The organism is Roseobacter litoralis Och 149, from assembly GCF_000154785.2.
Lineage (GTDB): Bacteria > Pseudomonadota > Alphaproteobacteria > Rhodobacterales > Rhodobacteraceae > Roseobacter > Roseobacter litoralis.
Genome location: NC_015730.1, coordinates 3867501 through 3885511 on the forward strand (window position 1 = coordinate 3867501; position 18011 = coordinate 3885511).

At 56.8% G+C, this 18011-nt stretch carries 16 protein-coding genes, 1 tRNA gene and 1 rRNA gene (1 of these 18 only partly in view); 6 read left to right on the top strand and 12 right to left on the bottom strand.

The genetic code is table 11. The features are described 5' to 3' along the window. From RLO149_RS18510 to RLO149_RS18530, 4 genes are all read right to left on the bottom strand, one after another. Positions 1-28 (bottom strand): 16S ribosomal RNA (locus RLO149_RS18510); it reaches 1436 nt to the left of the window's first position. 831 nt (positions 29-859) lie between these two features. Further along, the gene (gene msrQ / locus RLO149_RS18520) at positions 860-1465 is read right to left on the bottom strand and encodes a protein-methionine-sulfoxide reductase heme-binding subunit MsrQ (RefSeq protein ID WP_013963608.1); all 606 of its coding nucleotides are present in this window, start codon (positions 1463-1465) and stop codon (positions 860-862) included. Between the two features lie 29 nt (positions 1466-1494). Further along, a complete protein-coding gene (gene msrP / locus RLO149_RS18525; protein ID WP_013963609.1) occupies positions 1495-2400 on the bottom strand; it encodes a protein-methionine-sulfoxide reductase catalytic subunit MsrP in 906 nt (301 codons plus the stop codon). A gap of 128 nt (positions 2401-2528) precedes the next feature. Continuing rightward, positions 2529-3179 (bottom strand): HAD family hydrolase, encoded by a 651-nt coding sequence (locus tag RLO149_RS18530; RefSeq protein ID WP_013963610.1) that lies wholly within the window; start codon positions 3177-3179, stop codon positions 2529-2531. Positions 3180-3419: 240 nt separating this feature from the next. On the opposite strand from RLO149_RS18530, the gene RLO149_RS18535 reads away from it, so the two are divergent. Then, positions 3420-3905, top strand: a complete 486-nt coding sequence (locus RLO149_RS18535; RefSeq protein WP_013963611.1) for a fasciclin domain-containing protein — start codon at positions 3420-3422, stop codon at positions 3903-3905. A 70-nt stretch (positions 3906-3975) separates the two neighbouring features. On the opposite strand, the gene clpB is transcribed toward RLO149_RS18535, so the two are convergent. Further along, complete coding sequence (gene clpB, locus RLO149_RS18540) at positions 3976-6594, bottom strand: ATP-dependent chaperone ClpB (protein WP_013963612.1); 2619 nt, start codon at positions 6592-6594, stop codon at positions 3976-3978. Between the two features lie 570 nt (positions 6595-7164). Between clpB and pyrF the strand changes: the two genes are divergently transcribed. Both pyrF and RLO149_RS18550 read left to right on the top strand, forming a co-directional pair. After that, positions 7165-7896 carry an orotidine-5'-phosphate decarboxylase gene (gene pyrF, locus RLO149_RS18545; protein ID WP_013963613.1) on the top strand — a complete coding sequence of 244 codons (732 nt, stop codon included), beginning with the start codon at positions 7165-7167 and terminating at the stop codon, positions 7894-7896. A 341-nt stretch (positions 7897-8237) separates the two neighbouring features. Further along, the gene (locus RLO149_RS18550; protein WP_013963614.1) at positions 8238-9491 is read left to right on the top strand and encodes a DNA polymerase IV; all 1254 of its coding nucleotides are present in this window, start codon (positions 8238-8240) and stop codon (positions 9489-9491) included. Positions 9492-9520: 29 nt separating this feature from the next. Here RLO149_RS18550 and RLO149_RS18555 read toward each other — a convergent pair whose 3' ends face one another. Beyond that, positions 9521-10381 carry an N-formylglutamate amidohydrolase gene (locus RLO149_RS18555; protein ID WP_013963615.1) on the bottom strand — a complete coding sequence of 287 codons (861 nt, stop codon included), beginning with the start codon at positions 10379-10381 and terminating at the stop codon, positions 9521-9523. 148 nt (positions 10382-10529) lie between these two features. Between RLO149_RS18555 and RLO149_RS18560 the strand changes: the two genes are divergently transcribed. Then, positions 10530-10604: transfer RNA gene (locus tag RLO149_RS18560), tRNA-Val, on the top strand. A gap of 76 nt (positions 10605-10680) precedes the next feature. Continuing rightward, the gene (gene ykgO, locus RLO149_RS18565; protein WP_005850168.1) at positions 10681-10806 is read left to right on the top strand and encodes a type B 50S ribosomal protein L36; all 126 of its coding nucleotides are present in this window, start codon (positions 10681-10683) and stop codon (positions 10804-10806) included. Between the two features lie 54 nt (positions 10807-10860). Here the strand turns inward: ykgO and RLO149_RS18570 are convergent, their stop codons facing one another. Continuing rightward, complete coding sequence (locus tag RLO149_RS18570; protein ID WP_245538086.1) at positions 10861-11436, bottom strand: hypothetical protein; 576 nt, start codon at positions 11434-11436, stop codon at positions 10861-10863. 103 nt (positions 11437-11539) lie between these two features. After that, entirely contained in the window at positions 11540-12313 is a 774-nt protein-coding gene (locus RLO149_RS18575) for an ion channel (protein ID WP_044025749.1), read from the bottom strand. A gap of 154 nt (positions 12314-12467) precedes the next feature. Between RLO149_RS18575 and yghU the strand changes: the two genes are divergently transcribed. Beyond that, positions 12468-13343: a glutathione-dependent disulfide-bond oxidoreductase gene (yghU, locus tag RLO149_RS18580; protein ID WP_013963618.1), complete on the top strand. Its 876-nt coding sequence runs from the start codon at positions 12468-12470 to the stop codon at positions 13341-13343. A 73-nt stretch (positions 13344-13416) separates the two neighbouring features. On the opposite strand, the gene RLO149_RS18585 is transcribed toward yghU, so the two are convergent. The 4 genes from RLO149_RS18585 to RLO149_RS18600 form a co-directional block, all read right to left on the bottom strand. Continuing rightward, positions 13417-14289 carry an alpha/beta fold hydrolase gene (locus tag RLO149_RS18585; RefSeq protein WP_148264404.1) on the bottom strand — a complete coding sequence of 291 codons (873 nt, stop codon included), beginning with the start codon at positions 14287-14289 and terminating at the stop codon, positions 13417-13419. Next, positions 14252-15487: a phenylacetate--CoA ligase family protein gene (locus RLO149_RS18590; RefSeq protein WP_013963620.1), complete on the bottom strand. Its 1236-nt coding sequence runs from the start codon at positions 15485-15487 to the stop codon at positions 14252-14254. The genes RLO149_RS18585 and RLO149_RS18590 overlap by 38 nt, the downstream gene beginning before the upstream one ends. A gap of 189 nt (positions 15488-15676) precedes the next feature. Next, the gene (locus RLO149_RS18595) at positions 15677-16504 is read right to left on the bottom strand and encodes an ABC transporter ATP-binding protein (RefSeq protein ID WP_013963621.1); all 828 of its coding nucleotides are present in this window, start codon (positions 16502-16504) and stop codon (positions 15677-15679) included. Between the two features lie 133 nt (positions 16505-16637). Then, on the bottom strand, positions 16638-17921 hold the full coding sequence (locus RLO149_RS18600; RefSeq protein WP_013963622.1) for an ABC transporter substrate-binding protein: 1284 nt from the start codon (positions 17919-17921) through the stop codon (positions 16638-16640). Between the last annotated feature and the right edge of the window lie 90 nt (positions 17922-18011).

The following is an 18011-nucleotide window of genomic DNA, read 5'->3' on the forward strand; positions in this document are numbered from 1 at the left end:
TCTGAGCCAGGATCAAACTCTCAAGTTGAAAAGCATTTGCATGCTTATCCTTGACGTTCGAACCTCTGCACATCGACCTGCACCCCTTACTGAAAGGTACAGGCGTCTTTTCTGTTTGTTGTGCTTCAGTTAACAAAGTTAACCAGAAGCCGTCCAAACAGTGAAGCTGACACTCTATAATCGGCCGAAGCCTAAGAGCGCGATATGAAGAGGTTGATCCATCGAATGAACCAAACCGCCCACATATCTCTTCAGATATTCATCAATTTCAAAGAGCGTAGAGACAAATGTGACTGGATGCGCCCTAACTTCTTTGGCGCGCCCCGCCTCGTTTACCTCTGATTTTTCTTCTTCCGCCTCGTTTCGGTCCGTCCCGTTTCCGGTGTGTCCCGCCCGTCTGGCGCCCCGTTGGTGCATCTCTGCGCCGCCGGTGAGGTGGATTCTACGGTTAGTGGCCGGTACCCGCAACCCCTTTTTTCAAGAAACGACGCTTTTTTTAATCTTTTCTTCCTTTGTGAATAAAATCAATGGGTTATACTTCATTATTCTTTGAGACTTCTGCGCCTGCTGCTTCAGATTAGGTTTACCGTAGGTCAAAGGTGCGCCCGGAATCCCTACATATTGGGGTATCAGATGACTTATCCCCAAGAGCAGCCGAGTCTTTTCGCAAATCACTCGTGAATCACTCCCGGAATCGCATGAATCGCACAGAGCGAGTCGGGTGATTCATTCCGAATTTCTCGTTCTGGCGTCAAAAAACCAGCGGGACTGCTGAGAAACTGTGTCCTGATGACATGGAATCGATGAATCACTTTGGCTGGCTGGTTCTCAAACCGCTGCTTTTTCAGTCACAGCGCGCTCAGACTGTTTGATTCCTACGCTTCTTGGGTAGGCGCAGCGCCAATAGCCCCATGATCACGCCCAAATAGATCAAGGGCTCAAGCTCCCAGACCTTCTTGACCATGATGAAATGCACCGCACCAAAAATGACTGCGACATAAGCAAGTTTGTGCAGCTTGTGCCATGTGGCACCAAGGCGACGCACGGACCAGTTGTTGGACGTCACCGCCAGCGGCACAAGTACCAGAAACCCTATCATACCGATGGTGATGTAAGGACGCTTTATAATGTCCGCCCAAATCTGGCTGATGATCCCCACATCCAGAACGAGCCAGACCAGCAGGTGCAAGGCGACATATGTAAAGGCAAGCAAACCAAACGTACGGCGGAACCGGATCAGGTTCACACCAAGATATCGCCGCAGTGGCGAGATACATAATCCGATGATCAGAAGCTGCAGGGCGATCTCGCCCAGCTCATGTTCCAACGCCTTGATCGGTTCACGCCCAAGGCCACCCGTTTGGGCCAGATAAAGCAACCAAGGCACGGGCAAGAGATACAGTATATAGACAGCCCAAACCGGAACCTTTCGGGCAAAGCCGTTTATGCGGTCTGTGAGTGGCATGGGCTGATACTATATACTAACGCTTGTGCTCAGTAGAACTTGCTCAGGTCCATACCGGCATAAAGGCTCGCGACCTCTTCTTCATAGCCGTTGAACATCAGGGTCGGAATACGCGGGGAAAACAAGCCGCCGCCGATCACGCGTTCCGTCGCCTGTGACCACCGCGGGTGATCGACCTCAGGGTTCACATTTGCATAAAAGCCGTATTCGCTGGGCTGCAGCTGCTGCCACGTATTTACCGGCGCTTCATCCGTTACCGTAATGCGCACGATCGACTTGATCGATTTGAAGCCATATTTCCACGGCACCACCAACCGCATCGGCGCGCCATTCTGGTTGGGGATATCCCTGCCGTATATACCAGTGGCCATCATGGTCAGCGGATGCATCGCCTCATCAAGCCGCAGCCCCTCGACATAAGGCCAGTCGATGAAGTTGCTGCTCTGACCACGCATCTCGGAGGGCCGGTAAAGGGTTTCGAAGCGTATGTATTTCGCCCCCTCCTGCACACCCGCGACTTCCAGCAGGTCCGCCAGTTCAAAACCATTCCACGGAATCACCATCGACCACGCCTCAACACAGCGGAAGCGGTAGATGCGCTGTTCCACGGTCATCGCCTTCATGATGTCTTCGAAATCATAATCCGCCGGACGATCCACCATCCCGTCGATCTTCACCGTCCAGGGCGATGTCGTCAGCGCACCGGCATATCGGACCGGATCATCCTTGCCGGTGCCGAATTCATAGAAGTTGTTATATTGTGTAATGTCATCCCACGACGTGGGTTCAAGCGCCTCTTCAGCAGCAACCGCCTGCCCCGTCATCGCAAAACCGGCACCCGCCGCCGCTGCGCCCATCAATTGACGTCTGTTCAGAAACAGCGCCTCATCCGTCACATCGCGATCTTTAAGGGTGTTCTTCCAGCGAAAGGCCATTTTTTGCTCCGGTTTTTTACGCGTTGCAGCAGATGTAGGCGTCGGAGCACGCGCAACCAAATGAATTGCGGACAGATTTCACATATATCACCAGAATGTTTGACGCTGTAATAGAAGGCAAAGCGCCGCTAAAGGCCCAAAAGCCCCGGCAAATCACCCATCGCATGAAAGACATCGTCGCATACAGGCGTCAGCAGCGCGGCATCCGTTTCCGCAGCAAACCCCAGACACCACATGCCCGCTGCCTGCCCGGCGCGGGCCCCATTGGGGCTGTCTTCAATGACCACGCAGCGGTTGGGCGCAACACCGGCATCCGCCGCCGCCTTAAGATAGACATCCGGCGCGGGTTTTGGCTGCGCGACATCTTCGCGTGAATAGATGCGCCCCTCTAGCCGGTTGATGAGCCCTGTTCTGGTCAGTGTGATCTGCATCTTTTTATGGGGACCATTGGACCCGACCGCATAGGGTATGCCCGCCGCATCCAGCGCATCCAGAACACCAAACACACCGGGAACGATTTCAACGGACGCCCCAAGCGTCTCGAAGACCTCCGCATAAATCTGATCTACCCAGCCTTTTGGCAGGTCCGCGCCAAGTTCCAGCGCCTTGGCTTCTACACCCATGATCGTGCCACCAAGAAACATCGCGCCAAGTTCTGCATGGGTAAGCGCCAAGCCATGCCGCCGCAGGTTCAGACACAACACGTCGGCCGTCAGCGCTTCGCTATCGACCAAGACACCGTCACAATCAAACAGAACCATTTCGGGGGGCATTTTCATGGGCTTCGTAGTGCACCCCAGCCCGCCGGTCGTCAATGCTCAGGCGTGAAATAGCGGCAGATCACTCACGGTTCCTGACATATTCGTTATTGGAAATAATCACGCGGCACTGCTTAGTGCGAAGACCAGCCCGATCAATGCCAACCTGTTGAAAAATAGGGTGATCCAGCCGTGGGTTTCAACCGTTTCCCCTACGATGCCACTCACGGCAGACCTAAAACAAATTATCGGGAGAATTCCATGCTTCGTAAAACACTCTTTGCCCTTACAGCAGCAACAGCCCTCGCAGCTACCGCCGCCTTTGCAGGTGCCAAGAAAGACATCGTCGACACAGCTGTCGGTGCCGGCACATTCGAAACACTGGTTGCAGCCGTCAGCGCAGCTGATCTTGTCGACACGCTGAAAGGCGATGGCCCCTTCACTGTATTCGCACCCACGGATGAGGCATTCGCCGCTCTGCCCGAAGGCACGGTCGAAAACCTGCTCAAGCCAGAGAACAAGGACCAGCTTGTCGCGATCCTGACCTATCACGTTGTCGCAGGCAAAGTGATGTCCACGGACCTGACTGACGATATGACAGCCGCAACTGTCAACGGCAGCGACATCATGATCGATCTGGATGACGGCGTGAAAGTCAACGAGGCCAGCGTGATCACGGCGGACATCGTAACGTCCAATGGCGTGATCCACGTGATTGATGCGGTGATCCTGCCGCCACAAAGCTGATCACAGTATCTGTAAAAAAGGATGGCCCGGCAAAACTGAATTGCCGGGCCATTTCAATTATTGATGTGGGTTAGTGTACGACCGCTTCATCCGGCTTGGGCCTGTTGGTCGCCGCGATCCTGTCGCCGATTAACAGACCTTCGCTGCCGACACTGACCTGAATGACATCGCCGTCTTTGACGTCCCCTGCCAAGATCATCTCGGCAAGCGGATCCTGCAAGGCGCGCTGGATCACACGTTTCAGCGGGCGCGCCCCGAAGACCGGGTCGTAGCCTTCGTCCGCGAGCCACATGCGTGCCGCGTCATCCAGTTCCAGTGCGATCTTGCGACCGGCCAGCCGTTTCAACAGACGCGCCATCTGAATGTCGACGATCCCATCCATATCGGTCCGTGCAAGTCGGTCAAAGATGATCGTCTCATCCAGACGGTTCAAGAACTCCGGCCGGAAATGGGCGCGGACCGCATCCATCACATCCCGCTTTGCACCCGATGCATCGGCCCCATCAGGCAGCTGGCTAAGCGCCTGCGCCCCGAGGTTTGAGGTCAACACGATCAACGTCTGTTTGAAATCTACCGTGCGACCCTGACCGTCGGTCAGAACCCCATCATCCAGCACCTGCAACAGGACGTTGAAAACATCCGGGTGGGCCTTTTCGACCTCATCGAACAGGACAACCTGATAGGGTCTGCGACGCACAGCTTCGGTCAAAACGCCGCCTTCATCGTACCCGACATAGCCGGGAGGGGCACCGATCAGGCGCGACACCGCGTGTTTTTCCATGAACTCTGACATGTCGATGCGCACCATCGCATTGTCGTCATCAAACAGAAACTCAGCGACCGCTTTGGTCAGTTCGGTTTTACCAACACCGGTTGGCCCAAGGAACAGGAACGAGCCCAAAGGCCGGTTCTCATCATTCAGACCCGCGCGCGCACGGCGCACCGCGTTGGAAATTGCGCGCACCGCGGGTTCCTGCCCGATCACCCGGCCATGCAGCTGATCCTCCATGCGCAGCAGTTTATCGCGTTCACCTTCCAGCATTTTGCCCGCCGGGATACCGGTCCAGCGCTCAACCACACTGGCGATCTGCTCGGGGCGCACGGCTTCTTCGACCATGACGTCGCCGTCGTCCCGCCCCTCGGCAGCCTCCAGCTGCTTTTCCAGTTGCGGGATCACTCCATAAGATAATTCGCCCGCTTTACCGAGGTTCCCCTCGCGCTTGGCGATTTCCAGTTCCGCGCGGGCATGATCAAGTTGTTCCTTGAGATCACGCGCGCCCGCCAACTTGTCCCGCTCGGCCTGCCATTTCGCAGTCATCGCATCGCTGCGCTCCTGCAATTCGGACAGTTCCTTTTCCAGCGTCTCAAGGCGATCCAAGCTTGCCGCATCGTCCTCACGCCGGAGCGCTTCGGCCTCGATCTGCATCTGCAGGATCTGGCGGTCGATGGCGTCCAGTTCTTCGGGTTTGCTGTCCACTTCCATGCGCAAACGCGATGCCGCTTCGTCCACGAGGTCGATTGCCTTATCAGGCAAGAACCGGTCGGTGATGTAGCGGTGGCTCAGCGTCGCCGCCGCGACCAGCGACGAATCCGAGATACGCACACCATGGTGAAGCTCGTATTTCTCTTTGATACCACGCAGGATCGACACCGTGTCCTCGACCGTTGGCTCCTGCACCAGAATGGGCTGGAACCGACGCGCAAGGGCTGCGTCTTTTTCAACATATTTGCGATACTCATCAAGCGTGGTTGCCCCGACACAATGCAACTCACCACGCGCAAGGGCAGGTTTGATCAGGTTGGCCGCATCCATTGCGCCATCCGCCTTACCCGCGCCGACAAGCGTGTGCATCTCATCGATGAAAAGAATGATCTCGCCCGCAGCTTCCGTGACTTCGGTCAGCACCGCTTTGAGGCGTTCTTCAAATTCACCGCGAAACTTTGCTCCCGCGATCAATGCACCCATATCCAGCGCGAGCAGCTTCTTGTTGCGCAGGGATTCAGGCACATCGCCGTTTACGATCCGCAGGGCCAGCCCTTCGGCAATCGCGGTTTTACCAACGCCCGGCTCCCCGATCAGCACCGGATTGTTCTTGGTCCGGCGGCTCAGAACCTGCATGGTGCGGCGGATTTCCTCGTCCCGACCGATGATCGGGTCGATCTTGCCCGCCTCGGCCCGATCTGTCAGGTCCATCGCGTATTTCTTCAACGCATCATAGCCTTCTTCGGCAGTTGCGGTATCCGCTGTGCGCCCCTTGCGCACATCGTTAATTGCACCGTTCAACGCCTGCGCGGTCACCTGCCCCGCATCCAAGGCCGTTTTAGCCCCTGATTTGACCATGCACAGCGCCATCAAAATGCGCTCGACAGGGACAAAACTGTCACCGGCCTTTTTGGCCAGTTGCTCGGCCTCGGCGAGAACCTTGGTCGTGGTGCCATCCACATAAACCTGTGCAGCATCACCGGTCACCTTGGGCATTTTACCCAGTGCGAGATCAACAGCATCCAGGACCTGCGCTGGTTGCCCACCCGCAGCTGAGATCAGATTGCTGGCCAGCCCCTGATCATCGTCCATCAATGCTTTCAATAAGTGTTCGGCTGCCAATCTCTGATGGCTTTCGCGTGCCGCAATCGTCTGTGCCGCCTGGATAAACCCGCGCGACCGTTCCGTGAACTTGTTCAAGTCCATGGCAATCTCCTTTTCGTTAAGCGTCCCCTTTGCGCTGCGCCCGACCTGGCGGCACGTCAGCGTACTGGACCTTTCCTTCCATTTGGGAAGCGGAACCCGACGCTTCAAGAGCGAAACAATACCACCTCCGCCTTTCTTCTACTTTAACGCGCGGTAAAACGCAGTGATCCATGTCAAAATCAGGTGGGAATAGGGTGCGGCCTTTCCCCGTTACGCACACCGAGCGGTCGCGTAAATTGATCTCAAGAGGGTGGGATGGCGAGTGTTTGGTTAAGTTGTATTCCTCTTAGGTACGAATAGTGACGAGTTGGCATGGTACGCCATAAACGCATAAAAACGCCTGCGTGTTAAAGCGGCGTGCATTGCAAAAGAGCCTTTGGCGTTTTGTCGATGCGCGAAGTCCTTTCTCGGGGCGAGCCGCTTTTCCAACGCAAAGGCTGCAAATTGACCTTACGCCCGAGTACAGTCAGCCGACTGTGTTCGGGCTTTTTCATGCACATCTCCCTGCGCTACATAGACAGCATGCGCCGCAGCGCATAAAGCATCGCCCCATGCACAGGAGAATGCCCGATGACTGACACCACAACACCCGACGACCGCCTGATCGTGGCACTGGATGTCCCGAACGCCCTTGCCGGGCACGAGCTTGCCGCTCAGATCGGGGATGCGGTCGGTTTTTATAAAATTGGCCTTGGCATGTTGACGGGCGGCGGGCTTGCCTTGGCCAATGAGCTCAAGCAAGAGCACGGGAAGCGGATCTTTCTGGACATGAAGCTCTTTGACATCAGCGCCACGGTAGAAGCAGCCGTTCGGGGCCTTGCGCAATTCGATCTGGATTTCCTGACGGTGCATGGTGACCCGCACGTGGTACGCGCCGCGCGCGAGGGTGCCGCCAATTCCGACATGAAAATTCTGGCCGTAACGATCCTGACATCGCTGGACCGGGGCGATCTTGACCAATGCCTGATCCAAGACGGTGAACTCTCTGATCTGGTGCAGATGCGCGCGGATCGCGCCTTTGAAGCCGGGGCAGATGGCGTCATCGCGTCCCCCCATGAGGCGGCACTCATCCGCGCCCTTCCCTCCGCCACAGGTCGGTTGATCGTGACCCCCGGCGTGCGCCCCGCAGGCGCGGATCTGGGGGATCAAAAGCGAGTCGCCACGCCTGCAAACGCGATTGCGGATGGCGCGGACCACATTGTGGTGGGCCGTCCGGTCTGGAAAGCGCAAAATCCGCGTGCCGCGGCACAAGCCATCCTGACCGAGCTGAAAAGCCCACAAGCCCACAACCCAAATCGCTGAAAAGCCTTTGGAAACCGGACTTATCCACAACCTGAAGAAGACTGTCGCAACACCTCCGCGACGCTAAAGACTGTGGCCCACAGACAACAGACAACAGGATGTAGCCAAATTATGGCGCGGCGGCTTAGGTAAATTCACTCATGAGTGGTACCGTTAACTGAGTGATACTCCCCGACGAACCGCTTCTTCCTGAGGTTCGTTACCTCCCCCCGCTCAAGGCAGCGGGGGGCTTTTCACCGCCAAAGCATGACATAATCAGAACTGCGAAGCCAAATTCGGCATGTTCATTGATCCTGATCTGACCTAACCTGAGCGCCAAGCGTTCTCCACATAGCTGCGATATGCCAACACTCTGCCGCGACTGTTTTTCCCTATTTGACCACGGGCAACGCTGCCCCAACTGCAGCAGCCCGCGCAGGATCGCGCATGCTGAACTGACGGACCTTTCAATCGCGCATATGGATTGTGACGCCTTTTACGCCTCGGTGGAAAAGCGCGACAATCCTGAGCTTGAGGGTAAGCCCGTGATCATCGGCGGCGGGCGGCGCGGCGTTGTCTCAACCGCATGTTATGTGGCGCGCATTCGCGGCGTCCGCTCAGCGATGCCCATGTTTCAGGCGCTCAAACTCTGCCCCGAAGCCATCATCATCAAACCCCGGATGCAAGCCTACGTCGAGGCCTCCCGCGCGATCCGCGCCATGATGGAAGACCTCACGCCAGCCATCGAACCCCTGTCGCTGGACGAAGCCTTCATGGACCTGTCCGGGACCGCACGCCTGCACGGGGCACCACCGGCGGTCATGCTGGCCAAACTGGTCAAGCGGATGCATCAGGAACTGGGGCTGACCGGGTCAATCGGGCTGTCTCACAACAAGTTCCTCGCCAAAGTCGCGTCTGACCTCGACAAACCGAACGGTTTTTCGATCATCGGCAAGGCCGAAACCGCCGCCTTTTTGCGCAACAAGCCTGTGCGCATGATCTGGGGGGTGGGCGCGGCGGGGCAGGCCTCGCTGGAAAAAGCGGGTATTCGCACATTTTCCGACCTGTTGCGGTGGGACAGGCGCGATCTGGGCGCAAGGTTTGGATCGATGGGCGACAGGCTCTGGCATCTGGCGCGGGGCGAAGATCACCGTCGCGTCTCAGCCCACACGCCAATGAAATCCATCTCGAACGAGACAACCTTTCATGATGATACCTCTGATCCGGAGCTTCTGGACGGGCACCTGTGGCGCATGGCTGAAAAGGTTTCAGACCGCGCCAAGGCCAAACAGCTTGCGGGCAGGGTCGTCACGCTGAAACTCAAGCGTGCGGATCATTCGCTGCTGTCGCGACGGGTCAGCCTGCGCGATGGCACCCAGATGGCAGATACGATCTATCGCACCGCCCGTGGTCTGTTTGATCAGGTCGGCAATCAAGGCCCCTACCGCCTGCTGGGCTGTGGCCTGTCGGACCTTATTCCGGAAGGCGGCGCGGATCTGTCAGGCGACCTTCTTGATCCACAGGCGCGGCAACGAAACGCTGCTGAGCGCGCAACAGACAAGATAAGGGATCGCTTTGGCGCGGATGCCATCCTCAAAGGGCGCTCACTGCGTTAAGTGGCCGCTTAATGCCGTCGCCGTTGGCCTTACTCTGCGGCAAGCGGCATTTTTTCCTGACCGATCTGCGCGATTTCAGCCACCGCCGCACGTATGGCCGCGCGCACAGCTTCAAAGTTCGAATTCGTCCGAATGCGTTTTTCATCCATGTAAAGCGCTCGATCAAGCTCTACCTGAACCGCATGCTGCCCGCGCTGCGGCCGCCCATAGGCCTGCGCAATATAGGCTCCGGCAAAGGGCGCATTGCGCGCCACACGAAACCCCTGCGCAACAAAGGCCGCTTCGACACGGTCCACGACACTGCCCGCCGCCGCCGCGCCGAATCTGTCGCCCAACACGATATCCGGACGTTGCCCACCGGACCGCACAACACTTTCCACGGCCTCATGCGGCATCGAGTGGCAGTCAATCAACACCGCCTGTCCGTGAAAACTATGCGCGTCATTCAAAAGAACCTGAAGCTTTTGGTGGTAGGGATGCCAATATCGGTCAAGCCGTTCCTGCGCATCGGCCATGGCGATCTTGCCGCGATAAATCGCGCGCCCATTCGCCACGACCCGTGGAATCACGCCCAACCCTGATGCCACCCTCGGGTTATGCCCCTGCCGGCGCACGCCTTCGATCAGCGCAGGGTCCAACTCATCGGGGCTGCGGTTCAGATCGACATAGGCACGCGGTGCGGCTGCCTTGATGAACCGCGCACCAAAGGCCGGCGCACAGTCAAACAAGCGGTCAACGAAAGCGTCCTCGGATGACCGTATCAACCGGTCATTCAGAACCGTTTTGCGGATCATATCCTTGGGGTACGCCGAACCACTATGCGGTGACGCAAATACCACGCAAGATGTATCGCGCTTCGGCAGACAGATGTGATAGGCGACGTGTAACATTCGTATTCCCTCGTCTAATACATAGCGCAGAACGATTGGAAACCAAAAGCCCTTGATCCCCCGGACGACTCCTTTTATAGACGCCGCTACCGGCGCGTTTTTTCGCGCCCCATTTTTTGTGGGGTTCGGGAATGCGCGGCAACATAGTGGGTGATTAGCTCAGCGGTAGAGCACTTCGTTGACATCGAAGGGGTCACTGGTTCGATCCCAGTATCGCCCACCATTTGATACACTGGTCCGTTTCGACGGGCTGCCCGAAACCCGGCGCCGCACCGCGCCACAACATGAGGAGAACGACCATGAAGGTTCGCAATTCGCTCCGCTCGCTCAAGAATCGGCACCGCGACTGCCGTGTTGTGCGCAGGAAGGGCCGCGTCTACGTCATCAACAAGACGCAACGCCGGTTCAAAGCCCGTCAGGGTTAAACCAAACAAATTACGAAAAAAGGCCGCCCCACTCGGGCGGCTTTTTTTATGGGCTCAACAGGGGAATTTTCGCACCTCATATGCGGGGTTCGAAAAGTACGGCGCGAAATCCGTGGGAATCACGGGATCATCTGTGCCCGCAGAAAGCCGGTCCGGTGCAAAACGGTTTGGAAAACGCACCAGCGCGCCCTCATCCGTCAATCGCGTCGCATAGCCATCAAGATAATCAAACGGCGCTTGTGGTCGTGCGAACTCGGCCGCGCTGATGCGCTGGCAAATGAATTGAGCCTTAACGGTGATGACATCCTGAGAGGCCGTAAAATCGATGACATGGCCCAGCTTCGTCGCGAAATCCATCACGGCAAATCGCAACGACCCGTCCAAAACGAACAGCGTCGTTTCATCTTTACCGAATAAAAACTCTTCGCCCTGCCACCGCGCGCCCGTCGCAAAGCGGACATCATAATCCCCCGGCGGCACCAGTACCTTGAAGAATTGCCCCCCTTCGATAAAGGCGGCAAGGGCGGGGGCCTGCGTTTGAGCATCCACCAACGTCATCATGTAATCCTGACCCGGCGATGTCTTAACCTGTAACGGGAAAACGGCAGGCAGCCCGGTCTTATTCCACATGAGACCAGCTGGCTGCTGCTCGGCCCAGACCGTCGTCACCAAGAGGCTTAAGCACAGGGACGGCAGGAATATGAGTTTTGAAACCACTTTCCGCACGGGCTTTCTATACCATACCTTCGGTTGTGATGCGAACCACTGCACCACAATGTTTGCAATGCACCGCGTCATGGTCATGTTTGGTCAACCCACAGGACTGACAGGTATACCTAACCTTGGAGGGCTGGATGATGGCCCGCGCCAGCTGCACGAACAAGGCCACGCCCACCACCATGATCACCACAGCCAGCAGCTTGCCGCCCGTGGTCGTGGGTGTGATATCTCCGTACCCTGTCGTCGTCAGCGTGGACACCGTGAAGTAAAGGGCGTTGATATACCCCTCAAGCCCCGTGCCACGCTCGACAAACAGAGCAAACACAACCGACGTTGTGAAAAACACGAACACGAACAGGTTGACGGCCGCAATGACGGCGCCCTCGTGTTTGACAAAAAATGGGCTGACACGCCGCAAGTCGCGCAGCAGGTGGTATGAATGAATGATCCGCAGGCCGCGCAGAATGCGCAGAAAGGCGAGATTTGCATGAATAAAAGGCGCGATCAACAAAGAGAGAATCACGATCACATCTGCGATCGTATAGATTTTCAACAGCATCTCCCTGCGGTCAGTCGCAATCCAGAGCCGCGCAGCGAAATCCATTAAGATAAACAGGCCAAGTGCAAAACCGAGAGTTTCCAGCCCGACGGTCGCAGGCAAGGGTGCAATGGCGATAAACAGGATGATCGTGAACACATCAAAAAGGATCAGCCCAAATCGGAATCGCCGTGAGCGTCGTTCTGAGCCTGTGTAAAGCTCTGTCACTGTTTGTTTTAATTGGTCCATCATGGGCAGCATCAACTCAAAACCCGGTGTTCTTGGCAAGGGTAATCCGGCGACCCGGGGACGGACATCACAAAACAGTGCGCTTAAAACGGCCTTGCGATCTCAACTTCAGGACTTAGGTTCCCCTACACACTCGCAAATTCAAGAGGCTCTCATGACCATCGAAACGGAATACACCCCGCCCAAAGTCTGGACGTGGGAGGCAGAGAGCGGTGGCAAATTCGCCAGCATCAACCGCCCCATTGCAGGCCCAACCCATGACAAGGACCTCCCGGTTGGCAAACACCCCTTGCAGCTTTACTCGCTTGCGACACCCAACGGCGTCAAAGTCACCGTGTTGCTCGAAGAGCTATTGGCGCTTGGCATAAACGAGGCCGAATATGATGCCTGGCTGATCAAGATCGGCGATGGCGATCAATTCGGCAGTGGCTTTGTCGAGGTGAACCCAAACTCCAAAATTCCCGCCCTGATGGACCGGTCCGGCGATGCACCGCAGCGTGTTTTCGAATCTGGTGCCATACTTCTCTATCTGGCGGAAAAATTCGGGCAGTTCATCCCGGATGATCCCGCCGGGCGTGCCGAAACGTTGTCATGGCTCTTTTGGCAAATGGGCTCCGCGCCTTATCTGGGCGGTGGTTTTGGCCACTTTTATGCCTATGCACCCGAAAAGATGGAATATCCGATCAACCGGTTTTCCATGGAGGCCAAGCGTCAGCTTGACGTGCTGGAGCGACAGCTTTCACAGAATGATTTCATCGCAGGAGACACCTATACGATCGCGGATATGGCGATCTGGTCTTGGTACGGGCAACTCGTGCTTGGGCGGCTTTATGATGCGGCTGAGTTTCTGGATGTCACCAGCTACACGCATGTGCTGAACTGGGCCAAGAAGATCGACGCACGCCCCGCTGTGCAACGTGGGCGCATGGTAAACCGCATGTCCGGCGCGCCGGAAACACAATTGCACGAACGCCACGATGCATCTGATTTCGAAACGCAGACGCAAGACAAAATCGGCGATAAATCCTGATCGTTCCGGGTCGGGGGCGCGACAGTTCAAATCGCACCCCCGGCCCCGTTTTAACCCGTGACAAGGCCGCGTTTCACAGCGCGATGCCACCGCCTTTGCGGGGTGGACGTCCCTCAAAAAAATCAAAGATATCGTCAAACACCGGCAGATGCGACGCAAACATCAAATGCCCCTGATCCGCGTATCCGGTCACAGGAACACCACCGATCCGGCGCGCAAAATGCGTCACCTGTTGTGGTGAAAACACCGGATCCTCCAGCCCGTGGAAAAACCGGATCTGTCCCTTTTCAAATGCAGTATCCTTGGGCAAGCGCCACCGCCGCAAGTCAGCCATATGCGCCTTCGGCATGCCACCTTCCGGGAAAACAATCCGATCTGCTCGCCCATTGATGATCTGTGCCGCGCGGATGCTGAGCGTCTGATCAGACAGCACCGGCATGCCAAATAGCAACAATCGGTAATACTCAAGCCAAACCGTGCGCAGCCGAACCGATCTGACCCGCCATGCAGCGCTCAGGATCAGTCGTGTGGTGCGCAACGCCGTTTCTGTGCCACCCCCACGTTCAACTGCCGGCGATAAACCCGCCACTTTCACATCGTTCCGCATCCTGTGCGCCGCTGATAACGCGATTGGCGCACCTGTGGAAAAGCCAAGCAGGCGAAACGGCGTATCTGGATGCGCGCTCGCGAGGTCCGCGATTTCAGCCGCTGCCTTTTCTATTTTGAGCGCAGGGGACAGAGGGCGGCTGTCAAGCCCGGGAAACCGATATGTAGCCAACCCATAGCCAGCCTCCTGCCAGCGCTGCACGGGGGCAAAAATGTCGCCACGCGACAGCGCACCGGGGATCAGCACGGCTATCACCCGCGCCCGCGACAAAGCTTGCGCGTCGTAGCTGAGGTGCGGCACGTCAGTCGTAACTGCGCTGGTCTTCGATGACCATACCATCCTTGGGCAGACTACCCACGGGGACAACTTCCACCACCGCCTTCAACTTGAGGGTCTCCACAACACTCGAAGCATAGCGCGTTGCATCTGCAGTGTCGTTTGCCTCAACCTTGACGGTCATCGCGTCTTGCTCGTCCGCGCGGGTGATGACAACGCGTGCCTTCACGACTTCCTCGTGATGATCGACAAAAGACGCGACCTGTTCGGGGCGCACGAACATCCCCTTGACCTTGGCTGTCTGATCTGCGCGCCCCATCCACCCTTTGATCCTGCGATTTGTGCGACCACACGGGCTTTCACCTTCCATGAACGCGCTCAGGTCACCGGTGGAAAAACGGATCAGCGGGTAATCGGGGTTCAGTGTGGTGACAATGACCTCGCCAACTTCCCCCTCCGGCACAGGTATCCCGGTTCCGGGTGTGACAATCTCAACGACAACCTGTTCATCCAGAATGAGCCCTTCCATCGCAGGTGATTCATAGGCGATGTTTCCCAAATCTGCCGTCGCATAGCACTGCAAACACAGGATGCCCCTCTCCGCATATTCCTTACGCAGGGACGGAAAGAGCGCGCCGCCGCCAACTGCCGCCTTGGCAATCTTCAACTCGATGCCCATGTCATCTGCTTTATCCAGAATGACTTTGAGGAAATCCGGCGTGCCCGCATAGGCGGTGGTGCCGACGTCCCGTGCCGCAGTGACCTGTAGTTCAGTCTGGCCCGTTCCGGCGGGCAGGACCGTCGCCCCTACGGCATGGGCGCCGCTTTCAAAAATGGCTCCTGCAGGTGTCAGGTGATAGCCAAAACAGTTCTGGACGATATCCCCGTTGCCAATGCCAACCGCATGCAGAAAGCGGCCCATGCGAAACCAGTCATGGTTCACATCGAAGGGTTCGTAAATCGGGCCCGGTGACTGGAATATATGGCTGAAACCGGTGGCCGGTTTCGTGGTGAAGTTGCCGAACGGCATATGCATTGATTGCGCATGGCCCAGATCGGATTTGCGCAGCACAGGCAGGTCCGCCAGTGTTGCCACGTCTGTTATGGTGTCGGCATCGAATGCGTCCAAGCGTCCTGCATATCCTTGCAGTTTCTGGGCCTTGGCGATTTGCCGGGGTAATGTCCGGCGCAAATGCCCGGCGCGTTCATCTGCTGTGCGTAATTCCAAGCTGTCAAAAAATAAATCTGAATGTTTTTTCATTGGTATAAAAGTCCTGAGGCTGCCTTCCCAAGCAGCTATAATTTGCCTTGGGCAAAACGGATCATCTTTCGCGCGGCACTCATCGTTTCAAACCAATGGCGCGGGATCATCAGGCAAGCCCGCGATGAGCAGCATGAAATTTCCAGCCATGTTCGGCTTTCTCATAAGGCCACGCATCAAATCCCTCCCTCAGCTTAGCCAACGCTTGCGTCGACGATAACTGCGCACATCGCGAAAAGACTTCCGCCCCTGTTCCGACATACCCAAATAGAATTCCTTCACGTCCGGGTTTTCCCGCAAATCCGCTGCGGGCCCGTCCATCACAACACGTCCGGATTCCAAAATATACCCGTAATGCGCAAAGCGCAGCGCCACGTTTGTGTTCTGTTCGGCCAATAAAAAGGTTACGCCCTCGTTTTCGTTCACAGATTTCACGATCTCGAAAATTTGCTCAACCAACTGAGGGGCGAGGCCCATCGAGGGTTCATCCAGCAGAATCGTCTCCGGTTTTGACATCAGCGCCCGCCCGATCGCGGTCATCTGCTGCTCCCCGCCTGAAGTATAACCCGCCTGACTTTTACGCCGCTCTTTCAGGCGCGGGAAATAGTCATAGACCATTTCCAGATCGCGTTGGATCGCGGCTTTGCCCTCGCGCCGGGTGTAAGCTCCGGTCAGCAGGTTTTCTTCGACCGTGAGGTGTTCAAAGCAGTGCCGCCCTTCCATGACCTGCACGACACCGGATTTCACAGTATCCGCGGGATCCTGATGCTGGATCACCTTGCCACGGTATTTGATCGAGCCTTTCGTGACCTCACCACGTTCGGAAGCCAAGAGGCCCGAGATCGCCTTGAGGGTCGTCGTCTTGCCAGCACCGTTCCCGCCCAGCAAGGCAGTAATACCCCCTCGCGGCACATTCAGGCTCACACCTTTCAGAACGAGAATCACATGGTTGTAGATGACCTCGATGTTGTTCACTTCGAGAACGTTTTCGGTCTGGCCCTCTGCTGCGTCGAACATTTCCATCGCTCCTGATCTATGCGCCGGGCCAGCCCGTGTTTGCACATTTAACGCCTGCTGGATGCATGACGTCCAGCCTATCATGGGTGGCGCTCCCCGGCGACATATCTGCCGCCGGGGAGCGCCTTAATGTCTAGTTACAGCCCGGTGTGATGTTATTTTCAGCTGCAAAGGCTGCGGCATCCTCAGCGATCAACGGCCCGATGACATCCTGATCCGACTGTTCGTAATCGGAAATCAGCGTCCACTGGTCATTTGTCCCGCTCCACTGCGCCATGGCGACAAAGCCACCACCACCGTGGTTTTCACAGGACACATCGAACGCAGGGCCGAAGTTTGGCAGCCCAAGTGCCGCCATCTTCTCTTCGGTGATCTTGAGGGCTTCCATACCGTCGCGCATCATGGGTGCCGTAATTTCCGCAACTCCATGGATTTCCTGCGCGGTCTTGGCCGCTTCAGCCGCCAGCATCGCCGCGTAAAGGCCGCGGTTATACAGAACCGTACCGATCTGATCCCCCGCTCCAGCAGCTTTACCCGCATCCACAACATATTTCTGGATGTCCTCGAACACAGGGAAATCACTGCCGACATTGTGGAAGGCCAACGCCTTATACCCATCAGCGGCACCGCCCGCCGGGCGGACATCGTTTTCAGACCCAGACCACCAGATGCCAATGAAATTTTCCATCGGGAATCGGATGTTCGCGGCTTCCTGAATGGCGACCTGATTCATCACACCCCAGCCATACATGATGACATTGTCAGGGCGTTCGCGACGAATCTGCAGCCACTGCGATTTCTGTTCCTGTCCGGGGTGATCCACCGCCAGCAACAACAGCTCGAACCCGTGCTTTTCCGACAGCTCTTCGAGCGTGCGGATCGGTTCCTTGCCATAGGCAGAGTTATGATAGACCAGCGCGATCTTTTTGCCATCAAGCGACCCGTCGTTCACCTCCAGCAGATGCTTGATCGCAAAGGACGCGCCATCCCAATAGTTCGCAGGATAGTTAAAGATGTTGCGGAAAACCGTGCCATCCTTGGCAGAGGTGCGGCCATAGCCCATCGAATGAACCGGAATACCATCTGCCGTCGCCTTCGGGATCAGCTGATAGGTGATGCCGGTCGACAGGGGTTGATAGACCAGCGCGCCCTCCCCCTTGGTGCTTTCATAACACTCCACACCCTTTTCGGTGTTGTACCCGGTTTCGCATTCGGGGACCCGCGTCATGACACCGCCGATCCCGCCATCGCGTTCGTTCAGCAGCGTAAAGTAATCCGCATAGCCATCCGCAAAAGGGATCCCATTCGCGGCATATGGACCGGTACGATAGCTCAGCGACGGGAACACGAGGTCCGCCATTACCGGGCTTGCCGCCATCAGGGCCGCAACGGCCCAGGTTCCTATTTTGTATTTCATCGGTATTTCCTCCCTTAATTGTTGTCCGATGCGCCGGTAGGCCGGCGTCTTATCTGCGGGCGAGCCCGCCTTCCGTTTCCTGTCTTCACC

Bases quoted from the DNA above. Each gene is read 5' to 3' on its own strand.
- msrQ (WP_013963608.1), bottom strand. From the start codon at position 1,465: ATGCCACTCACAGACCGCATAAACGGCTTTGCCCGAAAGGTTCCGGTT.
- msrP (WP_013963609.1), bottom strand. From the start codon at position 2,400: ATGGCCTTTCGCTGGAAGAACACCCTTAAAGATCGCGATGTGACGGAT.
- RLO149_RS18530 (WP_013963610.1), bottom strand. From the start codon at position 3,179: ATGAAAATGCCCCCCGAAATGGTTCTGTTTGATTGTGACGGTGTCTTG.
- RLO149_RS18535 (WP_013963611.1), top strand. From the start codon at position 3,420: ATGCTTCGTAAAACACTCTTTGCCCTTACAGCAGCAACAGCCCTCGCA.
- clpB (WP_013963612.1), bottom strand. From the start codon at position 6,594: ATGGACTTGAACAAGTTCACGGAACGGTCGCGCGGGTTTATCCAGGCG.
- pyrF (WP_013963613.1), top strand. From the start codon at position 7,165: ATGACTGACACCACAACACCCGACGACCGCCTGATCGTGGCACTGGAT.
- RLO149_RS18550 (WP_013963614.1), top strand. From the start codon at position 8,238: ATGCCAACACTCTGCCGCGACTGTTTTTCCCTATTTGACCACGGGCAA.
- RLO149_RS18555 (WP_013963615.1), bottom strand. From the start codon at position 10,381: ATGTTACACGTCGCCTATCACATCTGTCTGCCGAAGCGCGATACATCT.
- ykgO (WP_005850168.1), top strand. From the start codon at position 10,681: ATGAAGGTTCGCAATTCGCTCCGCTCGCTCAAGAATCGGCACCGCGAC.
- RLO149_RS18570 (WP_245538086.1), bottom strand. From the start codon at position 11,436: ATGTGGAATAAGACCGGGCTGCCTGCCGTTTTCCCGTTACAGGTTAAG.
- RLO149_RS18575 (WP_044025749.1), bottom strand. From the start codon at position 12,313: ATGGACCAATTAAAACAAACAGTGACAGAGCTTTACACAGGCTCAGAA.
- yghU (WP_013963618.1), top strand. From the start codon at position 12,468: ATGACCATCGAAACGGAATACACCCCGCCCAAAGTCTGGACGTGGGAG.
- RLO149_RS18585 (WP_148264404.1), bottom strand. From the start codon at position 14,289: ATGGTATGGTCATCGAAGACCAGCGCAGTTACGACTGACGTGCCGCAC.
- RLO149_RS18590 (WP_013963620.1), bottom strand. From the start codon at position 15,487: ATGAAAAAACATTCAGATTTATTTTTTGACAGCTTGGAATTACGCACA.
- RLO149_RS18595 (WP_013963621.1), bottom strand. From the start codon at position 16,504: ATGTTCGACGCAGCAGAGGGCCAGACCGAAAACGTTCTCGAAGTGAAC.
- RLO149_RS18600 (WP_013963622.1), bottom strand. From the start codon at position 17,921: ATGAAATACAAAATAGGAACCTGGGCCGTTGCGGCCCTGATGGCGGCA.